At 57.9% G+C, this 15,580-nt stretch carries 14 protein-coding genes and 1 tRNA gene; 12 read left to right on the top strand and 3 right to left on the bottom strand.

Features of this window, described 5'->3' with window-relative positions; all coding sequences use genetic code 11:
• The first annotated feature begins 103 nt into the window (after positions 1–103).
• From DMP17_RS03760 to DMP17_RS03750, 3 genes are all read left to right on the top strand, one after another.
• On the top strand, positions 104–373 hold the full coding sequence (locus tag DMP17_RS03760; protein ID WP_279654582.1) for a hypothetical protein: 270 nt from the start codon (positions 104–106) through the stop codon (positions 371–373).
• Positions 374–504: 131 nt separating this feature from the next.
• Positions 505–906: an HVO_A0114 family putative DNA-binding protein gene (locus DMP17_RS03755; RefSeq protein WP_279654583.1), complete on the top strand. Its 402-nt coding sequence runs from the start codon at positions 505–507 to the stop codon at positions 904–906.
• Positions 899–2,548 carry a recombinase family protein gene (locus DMP17_RS03750; RefSeq protein WP_337827746.1) on the top strand — a complete coding sequence of 550 codons (1,650 nt, stop codon included), beginning with the start codon at positions 899–901 and terminating at the stop codon, positions 2,546–2,548. Before DMP17_RS03755 ends, DMP17_RS03750 begins: the two co-directional genes overlap by 8 nt.
• Here DMP17_RS03750 and DMP17_RS03745 read toward each other — a convergent pair.
• Positions 2,516–2,605, bottom strand: a tRNA-Ser gene (locus DMP17_RS03745). The two genes, DMP17_RS03750 and DMP17_RS03745, sit on opposite strands and share 33 nt — an antisense overlap.
• Positions 2,606–2,770: 165 nt before the next feature.
• Between DMP17_RS03745 and DMP17_RS03740 the strand changes: the two genes are divergently transcribed.
• From DMP17_RS03740 to DMP17_RS03705, 8 genes are all read left to right on the top strand, one after another.
• Positions 2,771–3,817, top strand: coding sequence for a lytic murein transglycosylase (locus tag DMP17_RS03740; RefSeq protein WP_337827745.1), 1,047 nt, complete (start codon positions 2,771–2,773; stop codon positions 3,815–3,817).
• 80 nt (positions 3,818–3,897) lie between these two features.
• Complete coding sequence (locus DMP17_RS03735) at positions 3,898–5,193, top strand: D-alanyl-D-alanine carboxypeptidase family protein (protein WP_337827744.1); 1,296 nt, start codon at positions 3,898–3,900, stop codon at positions 5,191–5,193.
• Positions 5,190–5,825, top strand: a complete 636-nt coding sequence (gene tmk / locus DMP17_RS03730; protein WP_337827743.1) for a dTMP kinase — start codon at positions 5,190–5,192, stop codon at positions 5,823–5,825. Before DMP17_RS03735 ends, tmk begins: the two co-directional genes overlap by 4 nt.
• Positions 5,822–6,859 carry a hypothetical protein gene (locus DMP17_RS03725; protein WP_337827742.1) on the top strand — a complete coding sequence of 346 codons (1,038 nt, stop codon included), beginning with the start codon at positions 5,822–5,824 and terminating at the stop codon, positions 6,857–6,859. The genes tmk and DMP17_RS03725 overlap by 4 nt, the downstream gene beginning before the upstream one ends.
• Positions 6,860–6,876: 17 nt before the next feature.
• Complete coding sequence (metG, locus tag DMP17_RS03720) at positions 6,877–8,424, top strand: methionine--tRNA ligase (RefSeq protein WP_337827741.1); 1,548 nt, start codon at positions 6,877–6,879, stop codon at positions 8,422–8,424.
• Positions 8,425–8,428: 4 nt separating this feature from the next.
• On the top strand, positions 8,429–9,205 hold the full coding sequence (locus DMP17_RS03715; RefSeq protein WP_337827740.1) for a TatD family hydrolase: 777 nt from the start codon (positions 8,429–8,431) through the stop codon (positions 9,203–9,205).
• Positions 9,202–9,975 carry an MBL fold metallo-hydrolase gene (locus DMP17_RS03710; RefSeq protein WP_337827739.1) on the top strand — a complete coding sequence of 258 codons (774 nt, stop codon included), beginning with the start codon at positions 9,202–9,204 and terminating at the stop codon, positions 9,973–9,975. Before DMP17_RS03715 ends, DMP17_RS03710 begins: the two co-directional genes overlap by 4 nt.
• A 221-nt stretch (positions 9,976–10,196) precedes the next feature.
• Positions 10,197–11,894 carry a hypothetical protein gene (locus DMP17_RS03705; RefSeq protein WP_337827738.1) on the top strand — a complete coding sequence of 566 codons (1,698 nt, stop codon included), beginning with the start codon at positions 10,197–10,199 and terminating at the stop codon, positions 11,892–11,894.
• Between the two features lie 101 nt (positions 11,895–11,995).
• On the opposite strand, the gene DMP17_RS03700 is transcribed toward DMP17_RS03705, so the two are convergent.
• Both DMP17_RS03700 and DMP17_RS03695 read right to left on the bottom strand, forming a co-directional pair.
• Positions 11,996–12,274: a hypothetical protein gene (locus DMP17_RS03700; protein WP_337827737.1), complete on the bottom strand. Its 279-nt coding sequence runs from the start codon at positions 12,272–12,274 to the stop codon at positions 11,996–11,998.
• On the bottom strand, positions 12,271–13,704 hold the full coding sequence (locus tag DMP17_RS03695) for a M28 family peptidase (RefSeq protein ID WP_337827736.1): 1,434 nt from the start codon (positions 13,702–13,704) through the stop codon (positions 12,271–12,273). Before DMP17_RS03695 ends, DMP17_RS03700 begins: the two co-directional genes overlap by 4 nt.
• 149 nt (positions 13,705–13,853) lie before the next feature.
• Between DMP17_RS03695 and ettA the strand changes: the two genes are divergently transcribed.
• On the top strand, positions 13,854–15,533 hold the full coding sequence (gene ettA, locus DMP17_RS03690) for an energy-dependent translational throttle protein EttA (RefSeq protein WP_337827735.1): 1,680 nt from the start codon (positions 13,854–13,856) through the stop codon (positions 15,531–15,533).
• Positions 15,534–15,580: the final 47 nt, after the last annotated feature.

The raw sequence follows: 15,580 nt of genomic DNA, 5'->3' as shown, positions 1-15,580 counted from the left end.
GACTTCACGCGGTCGCCAAACCCCGCAGGATGATGGAGCGGCGCAGTGCCGCGTATTCCGATCGGGGAACCCACGACTGCATATCCAACCGGACGGTGAGTTCATGTCTCGACGCCAAGCCACCAAGACCCGGCGTCGGACTCGTGCCGTCTCCGGCAGCCTGCCCGACGATCTCTACGACTATATCGATGAAGATATGCCGACATCCCCCGAAACGCCGGTCGCGAAAGGACGTGGCACGGAGCTATCGTTCGATCACTGGACCGTCTCCGACGATTGGCCCGAGCGCGTGCCCGTAACCGAAGCCGAGATCGACCTGTTCGAGGCGTGGTTCGGCGACATTATTGACGAACTGTTCGGTAAGCCCGGCTGATCCAGCTCGATCGAGTAGAGCGAATTTCCTTGTAATAGTTATATTACTATGATAACCATAATGGCGAATATCAGCTTCGCCGCCTGATGTCCTTTGTCGGTCGGCGAGTGCCCCTGCGGAGGCTGCGCGCCATGACCACGCTGAAGATCGGCATTGCCGATACAGAGGAAATGAAGGCCCGGACGCTACGCATCGCGCGCGGCGAGGAACAGCCGTCGCCCGACGATCCCAAAGTCTGGTTCATCTCGACGGAATCCTTCTCAAAGGTCTTGTCGGCACCCAACCGCGAAATGCTGCGTCTGATCGCGGAGCAGCAGCCGGATTCGCTCGATGCCCTGGCCGAGCTGACCGGCCGCGCGAAATCCAACCTCTCACGCACGCTCAAAGCGATGGTCGGCTACGGCCTCATCCGCATGGAGCGCAGCGGCAAGAAACTCGCCCCCAAACTCGTCCATGATCGCGTCGTGCTGGAACTGGCGCTTGCCAGCCCACGGCGCAAAGCCTCACGCCCGAAGGAGACCGCCGATGAATAAAGAATCTCCGCTGGTCGCCACCCGTGCCGCCCTTTACCTGCGCGTTTCCACCGCGCGGCAGGCCGAGCATGATGTGTCGATCCCTGACCAGCGTCGGCAGGGCGAAGCCTGGTGCGAGGCGCGCGGGTATCAGCTTGTCGAAACCTTCGTGGAGCCGGGCAATACCGCCACCAACGATCGTCGGCCCGAGTTCCAGCGCATGATCGAAGCGGGCACGTCCAAGCCCGCACCGTTCGACGTGGTGCTGGTTCACAGCTTCTCGCGCTTCTTCCGCGATGCCTTCGACATGGAATATTACTACCGGAAGCTCGCCAAGAATGGCGTCCGGCTCGTGTCTATCACACAGGAACTGGGCGACGATCCGATCCACGACATGATGCGGCGGATCATGGCGCTCTTCGACGAATATCAGTCGAAGGAGAACGCCAAGCATGTCATGCGCGCCCTGAAGGAGAATGCCCGACAGGGCTTTTGGAACGGCGCTCTTCCGCCGATCGGCTATCGCATCGTCGCAGCCGAGCAACGCGGCTCCAAGACCAAGAAAAAGCTGGAGATCGACCCGTTGCACGCCGACACGGTGCGGCTGATCTATCGGCTCGCTCTCCAGGGCGAAGGCGGCTCAGGCCCGATGGGTGTCAAGGCCATCGTGAATCACCTCAACCGCAACCGCATCTTCACCCGCGACGGTGGGCGTTGGGGCATCGGTCAGCTTCACCGCGTCCTGACCCGACGCACCTATATCGGCGAGCATGAGTTCAACAAGCGCTCCAAGTCCAAGGTGCTGAAGCCGGTCAGCGAGATCGTCGTCGTCCCGGTGCCGCGCCTGATCGATCAGGAGACATTCGATGCCGTGCAGGAGCATTTGCGGGTTCGCAACTCCAAGGTCACGCCGCCGCGTGTCGTCAGCGGGCCGACCCTGCTGACAGGCATCTGCTTCTGCGAGAAGTGCGGGGGAGCCATGACACTCCGCACCGGCAAGGGCGGGCGCTATCGCTACTATACGTGCTCGATCAAGGCCCGGCAGGGCGAGACAGGCTGCTCCGGCCGCTCGATCCCGATGCCGCAGCTCGACGCCATCGTCTGCGACCATATTGAGAACCGGCTGCTCCAGCCCGAGCGGCTGGAGGAGATCCTGGCCTCGATCCTCGATCGACGCGAGGAGCGGGCGGATCGGCGCAGGGAGCATATCGCTGAGTTGAACCGGCGCGCGGCCGAGACCGAGCTTCGCCTGAAACGCCTCTACGAGGCCATCGAAGCGGGGGTGGCCGACCTGAACGATCCGGCCTTGAAGGAGCGCGTCGTCGCCCTCCGGGCGCTCCGCGACCAAGCGCAAGTCGATTCCGAGCGAGCACAGGCCATGCTCGAAAGCTCCGGCAGCATGGCGGTGACGCCGGCCGTTTTGCGAAAGTTCGCCACGACCGCGAGGCGTCGGCTCAGGCAAGAGGGCGGCGGCTACCGGCGGGATCATCTGCGCGCTTTTGCCCAGCGCGTCGAAGTCGGAGAAGGCCATGTTCGCATCATGGGATCGAAGGGCGAATTGCTGCGCGCCCTTACTTCGGTCTCTAGCGGGAAATCGGCGGGAAGCGGCGTGCCCACTTTGGGACTGAAATGGCGGACAGGGTGGGATTCGAACCCACGGTAAGCTCTCACCTACGGCGGTTTTCAAGACCGCTGCCTTAAACCACTCGGCCACCTGTCCTTGGAAGTAGCGCCCTTAAAGTGCAAAACACGGAAGGGGAAGGGGGTTTATCGCGCCATGTTGACGCGCCTATGCGGTTGGTTCCGTTGCAAGAGGGTTTCAACCGCTGCGATACTGTGCCACCTTGGGCCATTATCGGATTGGAAAAAGCGAGACTTGTTTGTGATGTTGAAGCGCCTGCGCACTATGGCCCTGTCTGTCCTGTCTGCCAGCGCGCTGCTGGCCTTAAGCGGCCCGGCCTCACCAGTGCTTGCGCAATCCGAGGACGGGTTTCAGGCTTATTTGCAATCGCTCTGGCCCAAGGCGCAAGCGATGGGTGTCAGCCGCCGCACGTTCGACAGCGTGGTGACTGGCCTCACTTATAATCCGCGCGTGGTGCAGCTCGACAATAGCCAGCCGGGGGGCAGCACCAACAGCCCGATTCCGGCCTTTGCGCCCTATCGCAACACCCATGTTGATGCGTCGCGCATCAACCGTGGCCGCGCCAAATATCGTGCGCTGCGGCCCTTTCTCGCCAAAGTGGAAGCCGAAACCGGCGTGCCGGAATCGATCATGGTTGCGATTTACGGGCATGAAACCAATTATGGCGCGGTGCTGGGCGATTTCGACCTGCCGCGCTCGCTCGCGACCTTGGCCTATGAAGGCCGCCGCCGCAGCCTGTTCGAGCCGGAATTTCTTGCCACTTTGAAGATGATCGAAAATGGCTATCCGCGCAGCCAGCTTGTCGGAAGCTGGGCGGGCGCGTTCGGTTATCCGCAATTTCTGCCGACCGTTTACCTCCGGCTCGCCAAGGACGGCGACGGCGACGGGCGTGCCAATATCCGCACCAGCGAAGCCGACGCACTCGCTTCCATCGCCAATTATTTCCGCCAGTCGGGCTGGCGGCGCGGCGAAGATTGGGGCTTTGCGGTCACGGTGCCGCAATCGCTCAATCGCAGCGCAATTGCGACCAAGCTTAAATCCCCGCGCTGCCCGCGCGTCCATGAACGCCACAGCCAGTGGAAAAGCATCGACGAATGGAAACAGCTTGGCATTATGTCGCGGTCGGGGAGTTGGCCTGCGGGCAATACGCTCGCCACGCTGATCGAGCCCGATGGCCCCAATGCCACCGCCTATCTGCTGACCGGCAATTATAAGGTCATCCTCGATTATAATTGCTCCAATTTTTACGGCCTGACCGTTGGCCTGCTGGCAGACGAGGTATCGCGGTAAGCCAGAGCGGACGGCGTTACACCTCCTTACGCTTGGCCATTCTTTGCGCGGCCTGTGGGGCCAAGAAAGGGGTGGCTCCGATGCCACCAACCCGCTATCCGGAAGGCCATATTGTCCGCAAGGGCCAGAGTCTTTCTTGGTCTTTGCCAAAAGGGAAAGCCGCTCGGCCAACCCAAATTTTGTCGTTGTTGAAAGTGCCCATGACTTATTCTTCCAAAATTGCTTCCGTTGCCCTTTTGTCGCTGGTGATGGCCGTGCCGGTATCGGCTCAGGCTCCGACCTTTCAGGGCGTGGCCCCGATTGCTTATCTTAAGGATATGTCGTCGGGCGCGGTGCTGTATCAACGCGACCCCGAACGCCAGATTCCGCCCGCTTCGATGGCCAAGATGATGACCGCTTATGTCGCGTTTGACCTCTTGAAACAGGGCAAGATCAAGCTTGACCAGCAAATTATATTCAAGCCAGAAAGCTGGGAAAAATGGCATGGTCCTGCGGCAGGCTCGACCATGTTCCTGTCGCCCGGCGAATCGGTGAGTGTTGAAAATCTGCTCCACGGTATTGTCACCCTGTCGGGCAATGATGCCTGTGTCGCGCTGGCCGAGGGGATTGCCGGAACCGAGGACGGTTTCGCCGCGCTGATGAACAAGCAGGCCGCCAAGTTGGGCATGAAGGACAGCCATTTCGGCACGTCGAACGGTTGGCCCGACGAAGGCCGCACCGTGACGACCGCCAAGGATTTGACCATCCTTGCCGAACGCACGCTTGCCGATTTCCCCGAATATTATAAGCAATTCTATCAGCAAAAGGACTTCACCTGGGGCAAGACGATGGGCGGCAATGCGATTTCGCAGCCCAATCGCAACCCCATCCTTGGCAAGATTGCGGGCGCGGACGGCCTCAAGACCGGCCACACCGAAGAAGCCGGGTTCGGCTTTGCAGGCTCGGCCGTCCAGAATGGCCGCCGCCTTATCATGGTGGTCGCAGGGCTCGATTCCTATAATGGCCGCGCCGACGAATCGGTCAAGCTGATGGACTGGGGCTTCAAGGCTTGGGCGACCAAGGCCTTGTTCAAGAAAAATGCGGTTGTCGGCTCGGTCAAAGTCCAGCAAGGCAGCGCGCGGACGATTAACGTGATCGCGCCGCAGGATATTGCCGTGACCTTTCCGGCAGGCGACACGCCAAGCTATAAAATGAAGATCATTTATGACGGCCCCGTAAAAGCCCCGTTCAAGGCAGGCACACCGGTTGCGCAGCTCGTCATCGACAATCCCGCCACAGGGCCGCAAATCCAGCCATTGGTCGCGGCCGAAGATGTGAGCGAAGCGGGCTTTTTCCGCCGCATCTGGAACGCGCTCCTGTCCTTTTTCGGAGCGTGAATTTGACACGCGGGCGCTTCATCAGCCTTGAAGGCGGGGAGGGCGTTGGCAAATCCACGCAGCTCAAAGCCCTCGCCGCCGCGCTGGAGCGCCACGGGCTTGGCGTGGTGGTAACGCGCGAGCCTGGCGGCAGTGCGGGCGCCGAGGCCATCCGCACGCTCTTGCTCGAAGGTGAGCCCGGCTTTTGGGGACCGCGCGCCGAAGCCTTGCTATTTGCCGCCGCCCGTTCGGACCATGTCGACAAGGTCATCAAACCGGCGTTGGAGCGCGGGGAATGGGTATTGTGTGACCGCTTCCACGATAGCAGCCGCGCCTATCAAGGCGGCGGCAGCGGGCTTAGCGATGCCGACATTTTGACGCTCCACCGCATCGGCAGCGAAGGCTTTGTGCCCGATCTCACCATCGTCCTCACCCTTGATGAAGCCGAAGCGCGGGCGCGGGCCAAGAGCCGCGACGGCGGGGCAGGTGACCGGTTCGAGCAGCGCGACGATGGCTTCCATGCCAAGGTTGCCGCCGCTTTCCGCAGCTTCGCCGCTGCCGAACCCGACCGCATCAAGCTGGTCGATGCAAGCGGCGCACCGCAAGCCGTGACCGAGCGGCTGCTCGCCTTACTCGCGCCGCTATTGCCATGAGCAAGACATTTATCGGTCAGGACGAACAGGAGCGTATTTTCCTTGAAAGCTTCGCGAGCGGGCGGCTTCACCATGCGTGGCTGCTGTCCGGTCCCAAAGGGGTTGGAAAAGCGGGTTTTGCCAAGCGCGCAGGCTTGTTCCTGCTTGATCAGGTGGAAGGCGCCGGACCGGAAGAGGAGCAGGATGGCGGCGGCCTGTTCGGTGATGCGTTGCCCGCCATCACCCCCGCACCCAAAGGCTTTGCCAGCGCGCTTGGCAGTCAGGCGCAACATCTGGTCGAGGCAGGAACCCATCCGGAATATCATCTGCTTGAGCCGCTGGTCAAAGAAAAGACCGGCGAATTGGCGCGCAATATAGCAATCCATCAGGTGCGCGATCTCATTCAGAGCCTCACCGGCACACCGACCATCGCGCATTATCGCGTGTGCATTGTCGATGCGATTGACGATCTGGAACGCTCCGCCGCCAACGCACTCTTGAAAACATTGGAAGAGCCGCCGCGCGACACGATTTTCTTTCTGGTCAGCCATGCGCCGGGACGGTTGCTGCCGACTATCCGCTCGCGGTGCCGTTCGCTGCGTTTTGCGCCGCTGTCTGACGTCATGATGGCGGACTGGATTGGCGAAGAAGCACCGCATTTGGACGATAATGACCGCGCGGCGCTAATCCGCATGGCTAAAGGCTCACCGGGACGCGCGCTGGAAACTTTGGGGCTGGAACTGGGCGAACTGGTCCAGCAGATGCAGCGTATCATTGACGAGGGCGACCCCGATAACAGCAAACGCCATGCGCTCGCCAAGGCGCTTGCGTTAAAGGCCGCGCGGCCGCGTTATGAAGCGATGCTCGAACTGGCGCCTGAACTTGCGGCACGCTGGTGCAAGGGGCAACAGGGCCCGGCGCTCGCGCATGGGCTCTCAACATGGGAAAAGCTGCGCGATCTCACCCAATTTGCGCTTTCCGGCAGCTATGATGTGTCGATGACCGCTTATGAGGCCGGAACTTTGCTCGCAGGGCTTGCCCATCGCCCGCGCTAAGGTTTAGGAGAGCGCCCATGTCCTCGAACCCATATTATATCACCACCGCGATCAGCTATCCCAATGGCCGCCCGCATATCGGCCATGCTTATGAAGCCATAGCCACTGACGCGATTGCGCGCTTCCGCAAAGCGCAGGGACGCGATGTGCGCTTCCAGACCGGCACCGACGAACATGGCCTCAAAATGGCGCAGACCGCGCGCGACCGGAATATGGAACCGGCGGCACTCGCCGAAGAAATGTCCGGTTATTTCCAGCAGATGGATGATGCTCTTAATATTGATTATGATCGCTTCATCCGCACCAGTGAGACGGACCATTATCGCGCCAGCCAAGCCATCTGGCAAGCGATGGAGGCCAATGGCGACCTTTATTTAGGCCGCTATGAAGGCTGGTATTCGGTGCGCGACGAAGCCTTTTATGATGAAAAGGAAATCACCACGGGCGAGGATGGCTGCAAATTATCCCCGCAAGGCACGCCCGTTGAATGGACAGTCGAGGAAAGCTGGTTTTTCCGCCTGTCGAAATACCAGCAGCCTTTGCTCGATTTTTACGCGGCGAACCCCGAATTTATCCAGCCTGACAGCCGCCGCAACGAAGTGATCCGCTTTGTCGAAGGCGGCCTCACCGACTTGTCCGTGTCGCGCACCAGCTTTGACTGGGGCGTGCCCGTGCCGGGGTCTGACGGCCATGTCATGTATGTATGGGTCGATGCCCTCACCAATTATCTGACTGGCCTCGGCTATCCGGAATCGACCGAAATGCTGGCGCATTATTGGCCGCAGGGCGGCGATGTCGTGCATATTATCGGCAAGGATATTGTGCGTTTTCATGCCCTTTATTGGCCGGCTTTCCTGATGAGTGCGAACTTGCCATTGCCGAGACAGGTGTTCGGGCACGGCTTCCTGCTCAACCGCGGCGAGAAAATGTCGAAATCGCTCGGCAATGTCAGCGACCCGCTTGAATTGGCCGAACGCTATGGCGTTGACCAACTGCGCTATTTCCTGTTGCGCGAGGTCAGTTTCGGGCAGGATGGCAGCTATTCGGATGAGGCGATTGTCACGCGCTGCAATGCCGACCTTGCCAATAATCTTGGTAATCTGGCGCAGCGCAGCCTGTCGATGATCGCCAAAAATTGCGACGGCAAAATCCCGCAGGCAGGCGCCGTGGGGCCAAGCGAAACACAGCTTTTGGCTGACCTTAAGACGGCTCATGACGAAGCGGTTGCCGCGATGGATAATCTGGCGCTACATCAGGCGCTCGAAGCCATTTGGCGCGGGGCATCGGTGGCGAACCAATATTTTGCCGACCAAGCGCCCTGGACCTTGCGTAAGGAAGATCCGGCGCGCGCGGACAGCGTGCTTTATCATACGGCAGAAGCGGTGCGGCAGCTTGCCATTCTGGCGCGCTTTGTCGTGCCAACGGGCGCCGATAAATTGCTCGATTTGCTCGCCCAAGCGCCCGATGCGCGCGATTTTGCGGCTCTGGCGGCGCCGATCAAGGCGGGCATTGCGCTTCCTGCCCCGTCAGGCGTGTTCCCGCGTCTGGAATTGCCGAAGGGATAAGCCAGTGCTGGTCGATTCCCATTGTCACCTCAATTATAAGGGGTTGGTCGAAGAACAGCAGGCCGCGTTGGCGCGCGCGCGGGCGGCGGGCGTTACCGCCATGCTCAATATCGCAACGCGCGAGGCGGAATGGGATGATGTGCTGGCCGTAGCCACGCGCGAACCTGATGTGTGGGCGAGCGTTGGAATCCATCCGCATGATGCTGACCATCATCCTGATATTGATGTGGAAAAGCTGATAACGCGCGCGGCGCATCCGCGTGTTATCGGTATCGGCGAGACCGGCCTTGACTATTATTATGACAAATCGGACCGCGCACGCCAGCGCGACAGTTTTCGCACCCATATCATTGCGGCGCGTGAAACGGGCTTGCCGATCATCGTCCATACCCGCGATGCGGAGCCGGATACTTATGAAATGCTATCCGAAGAGATGGCCAAGGGTGCGTATAAGGGCGTCATCCATTGCTTCACAGCATCTCAAGATTTCGCCGACAAGGCGCTGGAATTAGGACTATATATCTCCATTTCCGGCATTGTGACCTTCAAAAATGCCGCTAATTTGCAAGCGAGTGCCACGACCATCCCGGCGGATCGCTTGCTAGTGGAAACAGACGCGCCTTTCCTCGCCCCTGTCCCGCATCGCGGCAAGCCGGGGGAACCGGCCTTTGTTGCCGATACCGCGCGCTTTCTGGCCGACCTGCGCGGTGAGGATGAATCAGAATTACGTGTCCGAACCACTGAAAATTTCTACACATTATTTTCCAAGGCACGCCCGTGAAGGCGATTATTTTAGGATGCGGTCCTTCGGCAGGGGTGCCGCGCGTTGGCGATGATTGGGGCACGCTCAATCCCGCCAACCCCAAAAACCGCAGGAGCCGCGCCTCGATCATTATCGAAGCGGGTGGTCGGCGGATCTTGGTTGATACCGGCCCCGACCTTCGCACCCAGCTTTTGGACAATAATATAAGCCGCGTGGATGCTGTTATCTGGACGCATGACCATGCCGACCATTGCCACGGCATTGACGATGTGCGTGCGCTTGCGATTATGTCGGGCGGGCCGATTGAAGGCTATGCGCGCACCTATACGATGCACGAATTGCAGCGCCGCTTCACCTACGCCTTTCAGGGCAAGGAAAATTATCCGGCACTTTATGAACCCAAATTGCTCGCCGATGCGCAAGATATTGCGGGCATGAAAGTGTCGGCGGTCGATATGCCGCATGGTGCGATCAGTAGCGCAGGGCTCCGCTTTGAATATGGCGGTATTTCTGTGGGTTATGCCACGGACTTCAATCCGGTTACCGACGAGATGACCCGCTTGTTTGAAGGGTTGGACCTGTTTGTCGTCGATGCTATGCGGCGCAAGCCACATCCGCTGCACCCGACGCTCGACATGATCCTTGAATGGGTCAGCGTCATCAAACCCAAGCGCACGGTTATCACCCATATGGATAGCACAATGGATTATGATCAGTTGCAGGCCGAACTGCCCATGCAGGTCGTTCCCGCCTATGACGGGATGCACATCGACTGTGTGCGGGTTTGATTTTTGTTAAAAATTATTCGCCTTATTTCAATAAACTAATAGAAATTTTCTTATTGAAGTGTTCTTTATATGTTCTTTTTTGTTGCAAAATAGGAAATTTCCTCTATATTAATGTTCTCCCTGGATGGCTCGAGGAATTTATGTGTGGAACAGGGATCGTCAACGAGCGCACGCATAATATCCTCGGCGAGGGATAGTGCAGTAGATAAGGAGAACAAATTATGGCTACGGAAATTGGCACTGCAGTCACCATCAGCGCGATGACGTTCGGAATCGAAATTGACCTGATTCAGACAACCGGATTTGCAGCCCATGGCGATGGCGGCGGGACAACATATGAGCGCAGCACCGCGTCGCTTCCGGCTGAAGGTGAATCTATCTGGTGGTTTACCGCAGGTGACGGCTCGAAATGGCAGATTGCGGGAGGAGCAGAACATGATGCAGCGCAATTCGGGGCGCTTGGTGGCAACAGCATTGATGCCTGTCCGATCCTGAATGCAGCGTTGTCCTGCCCGCAGGTAGTCCGGCTGAATTTGGGTGCACGCCGTCATTATATCAACGGGGCGCTCAGTCTGGCAACTATCAATATACCGTCAGGAAAAGCTTTGGTTGGGACGAACCGGAAAGATAGCTGGATCATTTTGAATCCGGTTACGCTTGGCAGTCAGGCTACGGCAGTCCAGACGGTAGAGTTTCTGGACAATGACAATGGTTTAGCGGCTGATTTTTCAATCGACTGTCAACGTTCCGGTTTGGGTGGGACGCTGAATGACCGTGTGTCTGGCCTGACTATCCGCTCAAAAAATGCAAACGGCCATGGAACACGGGTTATCCGTGTGGATGTTTATAACGCTACCGGTTATGCCCATTATGAAAGCGCAGATCCGGGTCGCGAACTTCGCAATATTGCCCGTTACGACTGCCGTGCATTTAATTCGCAGGTTTGCTTTGAAAGTACGGGCAATAGCGAGGTTTTGACTGTCGACTGCCATGCAGATGTACACACTACCACATGGGATGGTGGCGCGCTGATACCGTGCGAAGCGATGTATCATGAATATGGAGCGATTGAGCGGGTCGAACGCGTACGTTGTCGCGGTATCGGACAGGCGGGCGCAGGGATGTTCCCGATTACGACTGACGCCAATATCAAGACCCTGATTTATACCGATTGTGACATTGAAATCACGAATGCGGTCCCGGCGATTGCAGCTATAGGGCAGAACGGCTTCATCATCGAAGATCTCAATATTTATGGTGGGCGGTATCAGTCCGCCAACGGCGGGGCTGCTCGATTTGCCAGCACTACTGCCAAAGCCGTTGGGGTGAAGTTTGTCGGTGGCGCGCTTGCAAGTAACGGAAACGGAAACGGATCCGGCGTTGATGTATCGATAGGAGGTGTCGTAGATTTACATGACTGCAATATCGTTGGTAATGCAAACCCGTCGGGCGCGGCCACGGCTTATGGCGTATTGGTCCAAGGCTCCGGGATCGCACGAATATTTTCGGGGAAGCTGACTGCGGTTGGCCCGGCGAATATGATGAAACCTTATGGCGGCGCAGTTCAGATTATTGCACCTGCTTCGCTTACACCAGGGGTTGCGGCCGTGACCACGGCATTAATGTATCGGCAAATGAAATACGGGCAAATTGCGCGTTCGGAATTTTATCAATATCAGCCCGTGACCGGAAACAAGAAATTCTGGGCGAATATAGACTTGATACAGGCGGCGACAGCTCGGGCCAAAGTTACCGTTCAGCTATCTTTACGTGGCCCTGACGGTGATCTGTCTTTCATCGTAGACCCTGTTACAATCACTTGGAATTGGCAAAGCAATAGCAGGATTCAGATCCAAATCGGAACCCCCCACGATTTAACAGGATTTTCGCTTGTCTATCAGATTATTGAACATCCGTGATTTGCTAAGTCCAAGCAGATTCAATAAAAAAGCGCCGCAATTTCATTTGCGGCGCTTTGATTTGGAAGCCGGATAAAGGATTGGAAAATCAATCCGTTTTTTCACCGGTTCCTATTTTCGATATTTTTTGCGCCGGAGACGGCAGAATTGTCCAACATTTCTGTCCGCAGCTGCATTTTCGTCCGTGTTGTTGCTGCTTCAATCGCATCGATTTTTACCTTTACGGCTGCGTTGGCTTTGGTCTCGATTTCCTTTGCACCCACTTCTCTTGGGTCCGTTGCTGTTTTTTCGTCGACGGGTACTTGCGCTGTCGGCTGGCCGCATGCTGCAAGCACGGCTGTAAAGATTGTAAGCGCAAACAGAAGTTGGTGCCGCTTCATGGCACTTTTTTGGGCGCGGGCGCAATTGCTTCGGGCGCATTGGCCAATATGTTGATCGCTGCTGTCCAAGCCGCAACATTTTGCCGCAGCTTTGCCGGATCCACCTTATCGAGCGTGTCATCGGGCGTGTGGTGGAGGTTGAAATAATCCGAACCATCCTGAGACAGATTGATGGCCGCCGTTTTACCGAGCGCGACAATGCCGCTAACATCCGCGCCATCGGCGTCGGCATTGGTATCGCCGCGCGCGACGCCCAAGGGTTGCAACGCACGTTCCAGTCGCGCCACAATCGGCTTTCCGGCCTCGCCATAATTGGTCTGGAAGCGCCACACACGGTCGGCGCCAAAGTCGGATTCGCCCGCGACCACATGATTGTCCGATCCGTGGGCGGCGGCATAAGCGCGCGCGCCGAACAGGCCGACTTCCTCGGCTCCTGCCCATAACACACGGATTGTGCGGCGCGGCTTGGCGTTAATATGGGTGGCGTGGAGCGCCGCTGCGGTCACAATACCGCATCCTGACGCATCATCAATCGCGCCGATCGCCAAGTCCCAACTATCAAGGTGGCACGCGACCAGCACAATGCCCGCCGCCGGGTCGGTTCCGGGAATTTCGGCAATGACATTACCCGATTCCTGCTCGCCGACAAAGCGCGGGGTGAGCGTCAAATTCATCATCACCGGCTTGCCGCGTTTGAAGATGCGCTCCAGATTTTCGGCATCGGGGAGCGACAAAGCCGCCGCCGGAATTGGCGTCATGCCGTCGGGCCAGCTTGTTACGCCGGTATGTGGATTGCGGTGATAGTCGGTGCCGATCGAGCGGATGACCACACCGACAGCGCCCATTTTCGCTGCCAAAGCCGGTGCGACCCGCCGCACACGGCCATGATAGCCGTAAGAAGAGCCGTCCTGTGTCGGCTGCATATTATGACTGACAAACACAATCTTGCCTTTAACGCTGGCAGGATTTGCGGTTTCAAGACTGGCGAGATCCTTGAAATAGATGACCTCGGCGGCCAAGCCATTGACAGGCGTTGCCCCGCTATTGCCGAGCGCGGTTAAGGTGAGGCGCTGGGGGAAGGGGGAGACAATCTCCGCTTTTTCCTCGCCGCGCACCCAGACGGGCATTTTATAAGGTTCGGCGCGGACATTTTTAAAGCCCAGCGCTTTTAATTTCCTAACCGCCCACACCCGCGCGCGCGCCTCCGCTTCGGTGCCGGCGAGACGCGGGCCGACTTCGGTGGTGAGCCCTTCGACAATATCCCAAGCGATAGTGTCGGTGTTCAGCACCTTGTCAATCATCGGCTGCGCTTTGAGTGCGGCAGCGTCGGCCGTGGCCGAAGCGTTATTTTGCGCGAGCGCGGGCGTGGACACCATAAAGAGGGAGAGAAGGGCGAGGGGGGCCGAAGCCGCAAGGAGGCGAGTCTGCATGAACCCGACGGTAACGCGGACGGCACGGCTTGCCAATTCCCGTTTGCCTAAAAGCAAGCCGTCCGCTAACGCGCGGCCAAACCTTATGTTTCGCGAAGGGCGGCATCCTGCTGTTCATCCGCATTCCACCAGCTACGGAGTCTCGCATCATGGCTGCGCAATATGCCTATGTGATGAAAAACCTCACAAAAACTTTCCCCGGTGCGCAAAAGCCGGTGCTGAACAATATCAACCTGCAATTTTACCAAGGTGCGAAGATCGGCATTGTCGGTCCCAACGGCGCGGGTAAATCCACCTTGATGAAGGTGATGGGCGGCATCGACACCGATTTTACCGGGGAAGCCTGGGCGGGCGAAAATATCACCGTCGGCTATTTGCCGCAGGAGCCGGAGCTTGATCCCACCAAATCCGTCCTCGAAAATGTCAAAGATGGCGCGCGCGAAATTGCCGATATGGTGGACCGTTTCAATGCGATCTCCGCCGAAATGGGCGACCCGCAGGAAGATACGGATTTCGACGCCCTCATGGAAGAAATGGGCACGCTTCAGGAACAGATTGATGCGGTCGATGGCTGGACGCTCGACAACCAGCTTGAAATTGCGATGGAGGCCTTGCGTTGCCCGCCGGGTGATGCCGATGTTGCCAATCTGTCAGGCGGGGAAAAGCGCCGCGTCGCGCTCACCCGTTTGTTGATCCAGAAGCCTTCCATCCTGCTGCTCGACGAGCCGACCAACCATTTGGACGCGGAAAGCGTCGAATGGCTTGAAAATCACCTGAAGGAATATGCGGGTGCGGTGCTGATGATCACCCACGATCGCTACTTCCTCGACAATGTGGTCGAATGGATTCTCGAACTCGATCGCGGAAAATATTTCCCCTATGAAGGCAATTATTCGACCTATCTCGAAAAGAAAGCCAAGCGGCTCGAACAGGAAGAGCGCGAGGAATCGGGCCGCCAGAAAGCGATCAAGGACGAGCTGGAATGGATCCGGCAAGGCCCCAAAGGTCGCCAGACCAAGTCAAAGGCGCGTATCGCCAAGTTCGACCAGCTTGTCGAAGCACAGGCCGACCGCAAACCCGGCAAGGCGCAGATTGTCATCCAAGTGCCCGAACGCCTCGGCGGCAAGGTTATCGAAGTCAATAATATCTCCAAAGCCTATGGCGATAAATTATTGTTCGAAGACCTGTCCTTCACTTTGCCGCCGGGCGGTATTGTCGGTGTGATCGGCCCCAACGGCGCGGGTAAATCGACCCTGTTCAAGATTATCACCGGCAAGGAAGAGCCCGATACGGGCAGCATCGAAGTCGGCGAAACCGTGCATCTGGGCTATGTCGACCAGAGCCGCGACCATCTGGACGCGTCCAAAAATGTGTGGGAAGAAATCTCCGACAGCCTCGATTATATGAAGGTCAACGGCCATGATATGTCGACGCGCGCTTATGTCGGCGCGTTCAACTTCAAGGGACAGGACCAGCAGAAAAATGTTGGCAAGCTGTCGGGCGGTGAACGCAACCGCGTCCACATGGCTAAGATGCTCAAACAGGGCGGCAATGTGCTGCTGCTTGACGAGCCGACCAACGATCTTGATGTCGAAACCTTGGGTGCGCTTGAAGAAGCGATTGAAAATTTCGCCGGTTGCGCCGTGGTTATCAGCCACGACCGCTTCTTCCTTGACCGTCTCGCAACCCACATTCTTGCCTTTGAAGGCAATAGCCATGTCGAATGGTTCGAAGGCAATTTCGAAGCCTATGAAGAAGATAAGCGCCGCCGTTTGGGCGATGCGGCGGACAGGCCGACGCGTTTGGCTTACAAGAAGCTGACGCGCTAAGCGAAACCCATAAAAAAAGGGGGAGGCTATAAACCTCCCCCTTTTTT

This window comes from Pseudonocardia sp. TMWB2A (assembly GCF_017312135.1).
Note: the sequence above shows the minus strand (reverse complement) of the source record. Positions and strands in the feature narration are given on the sequence as shown.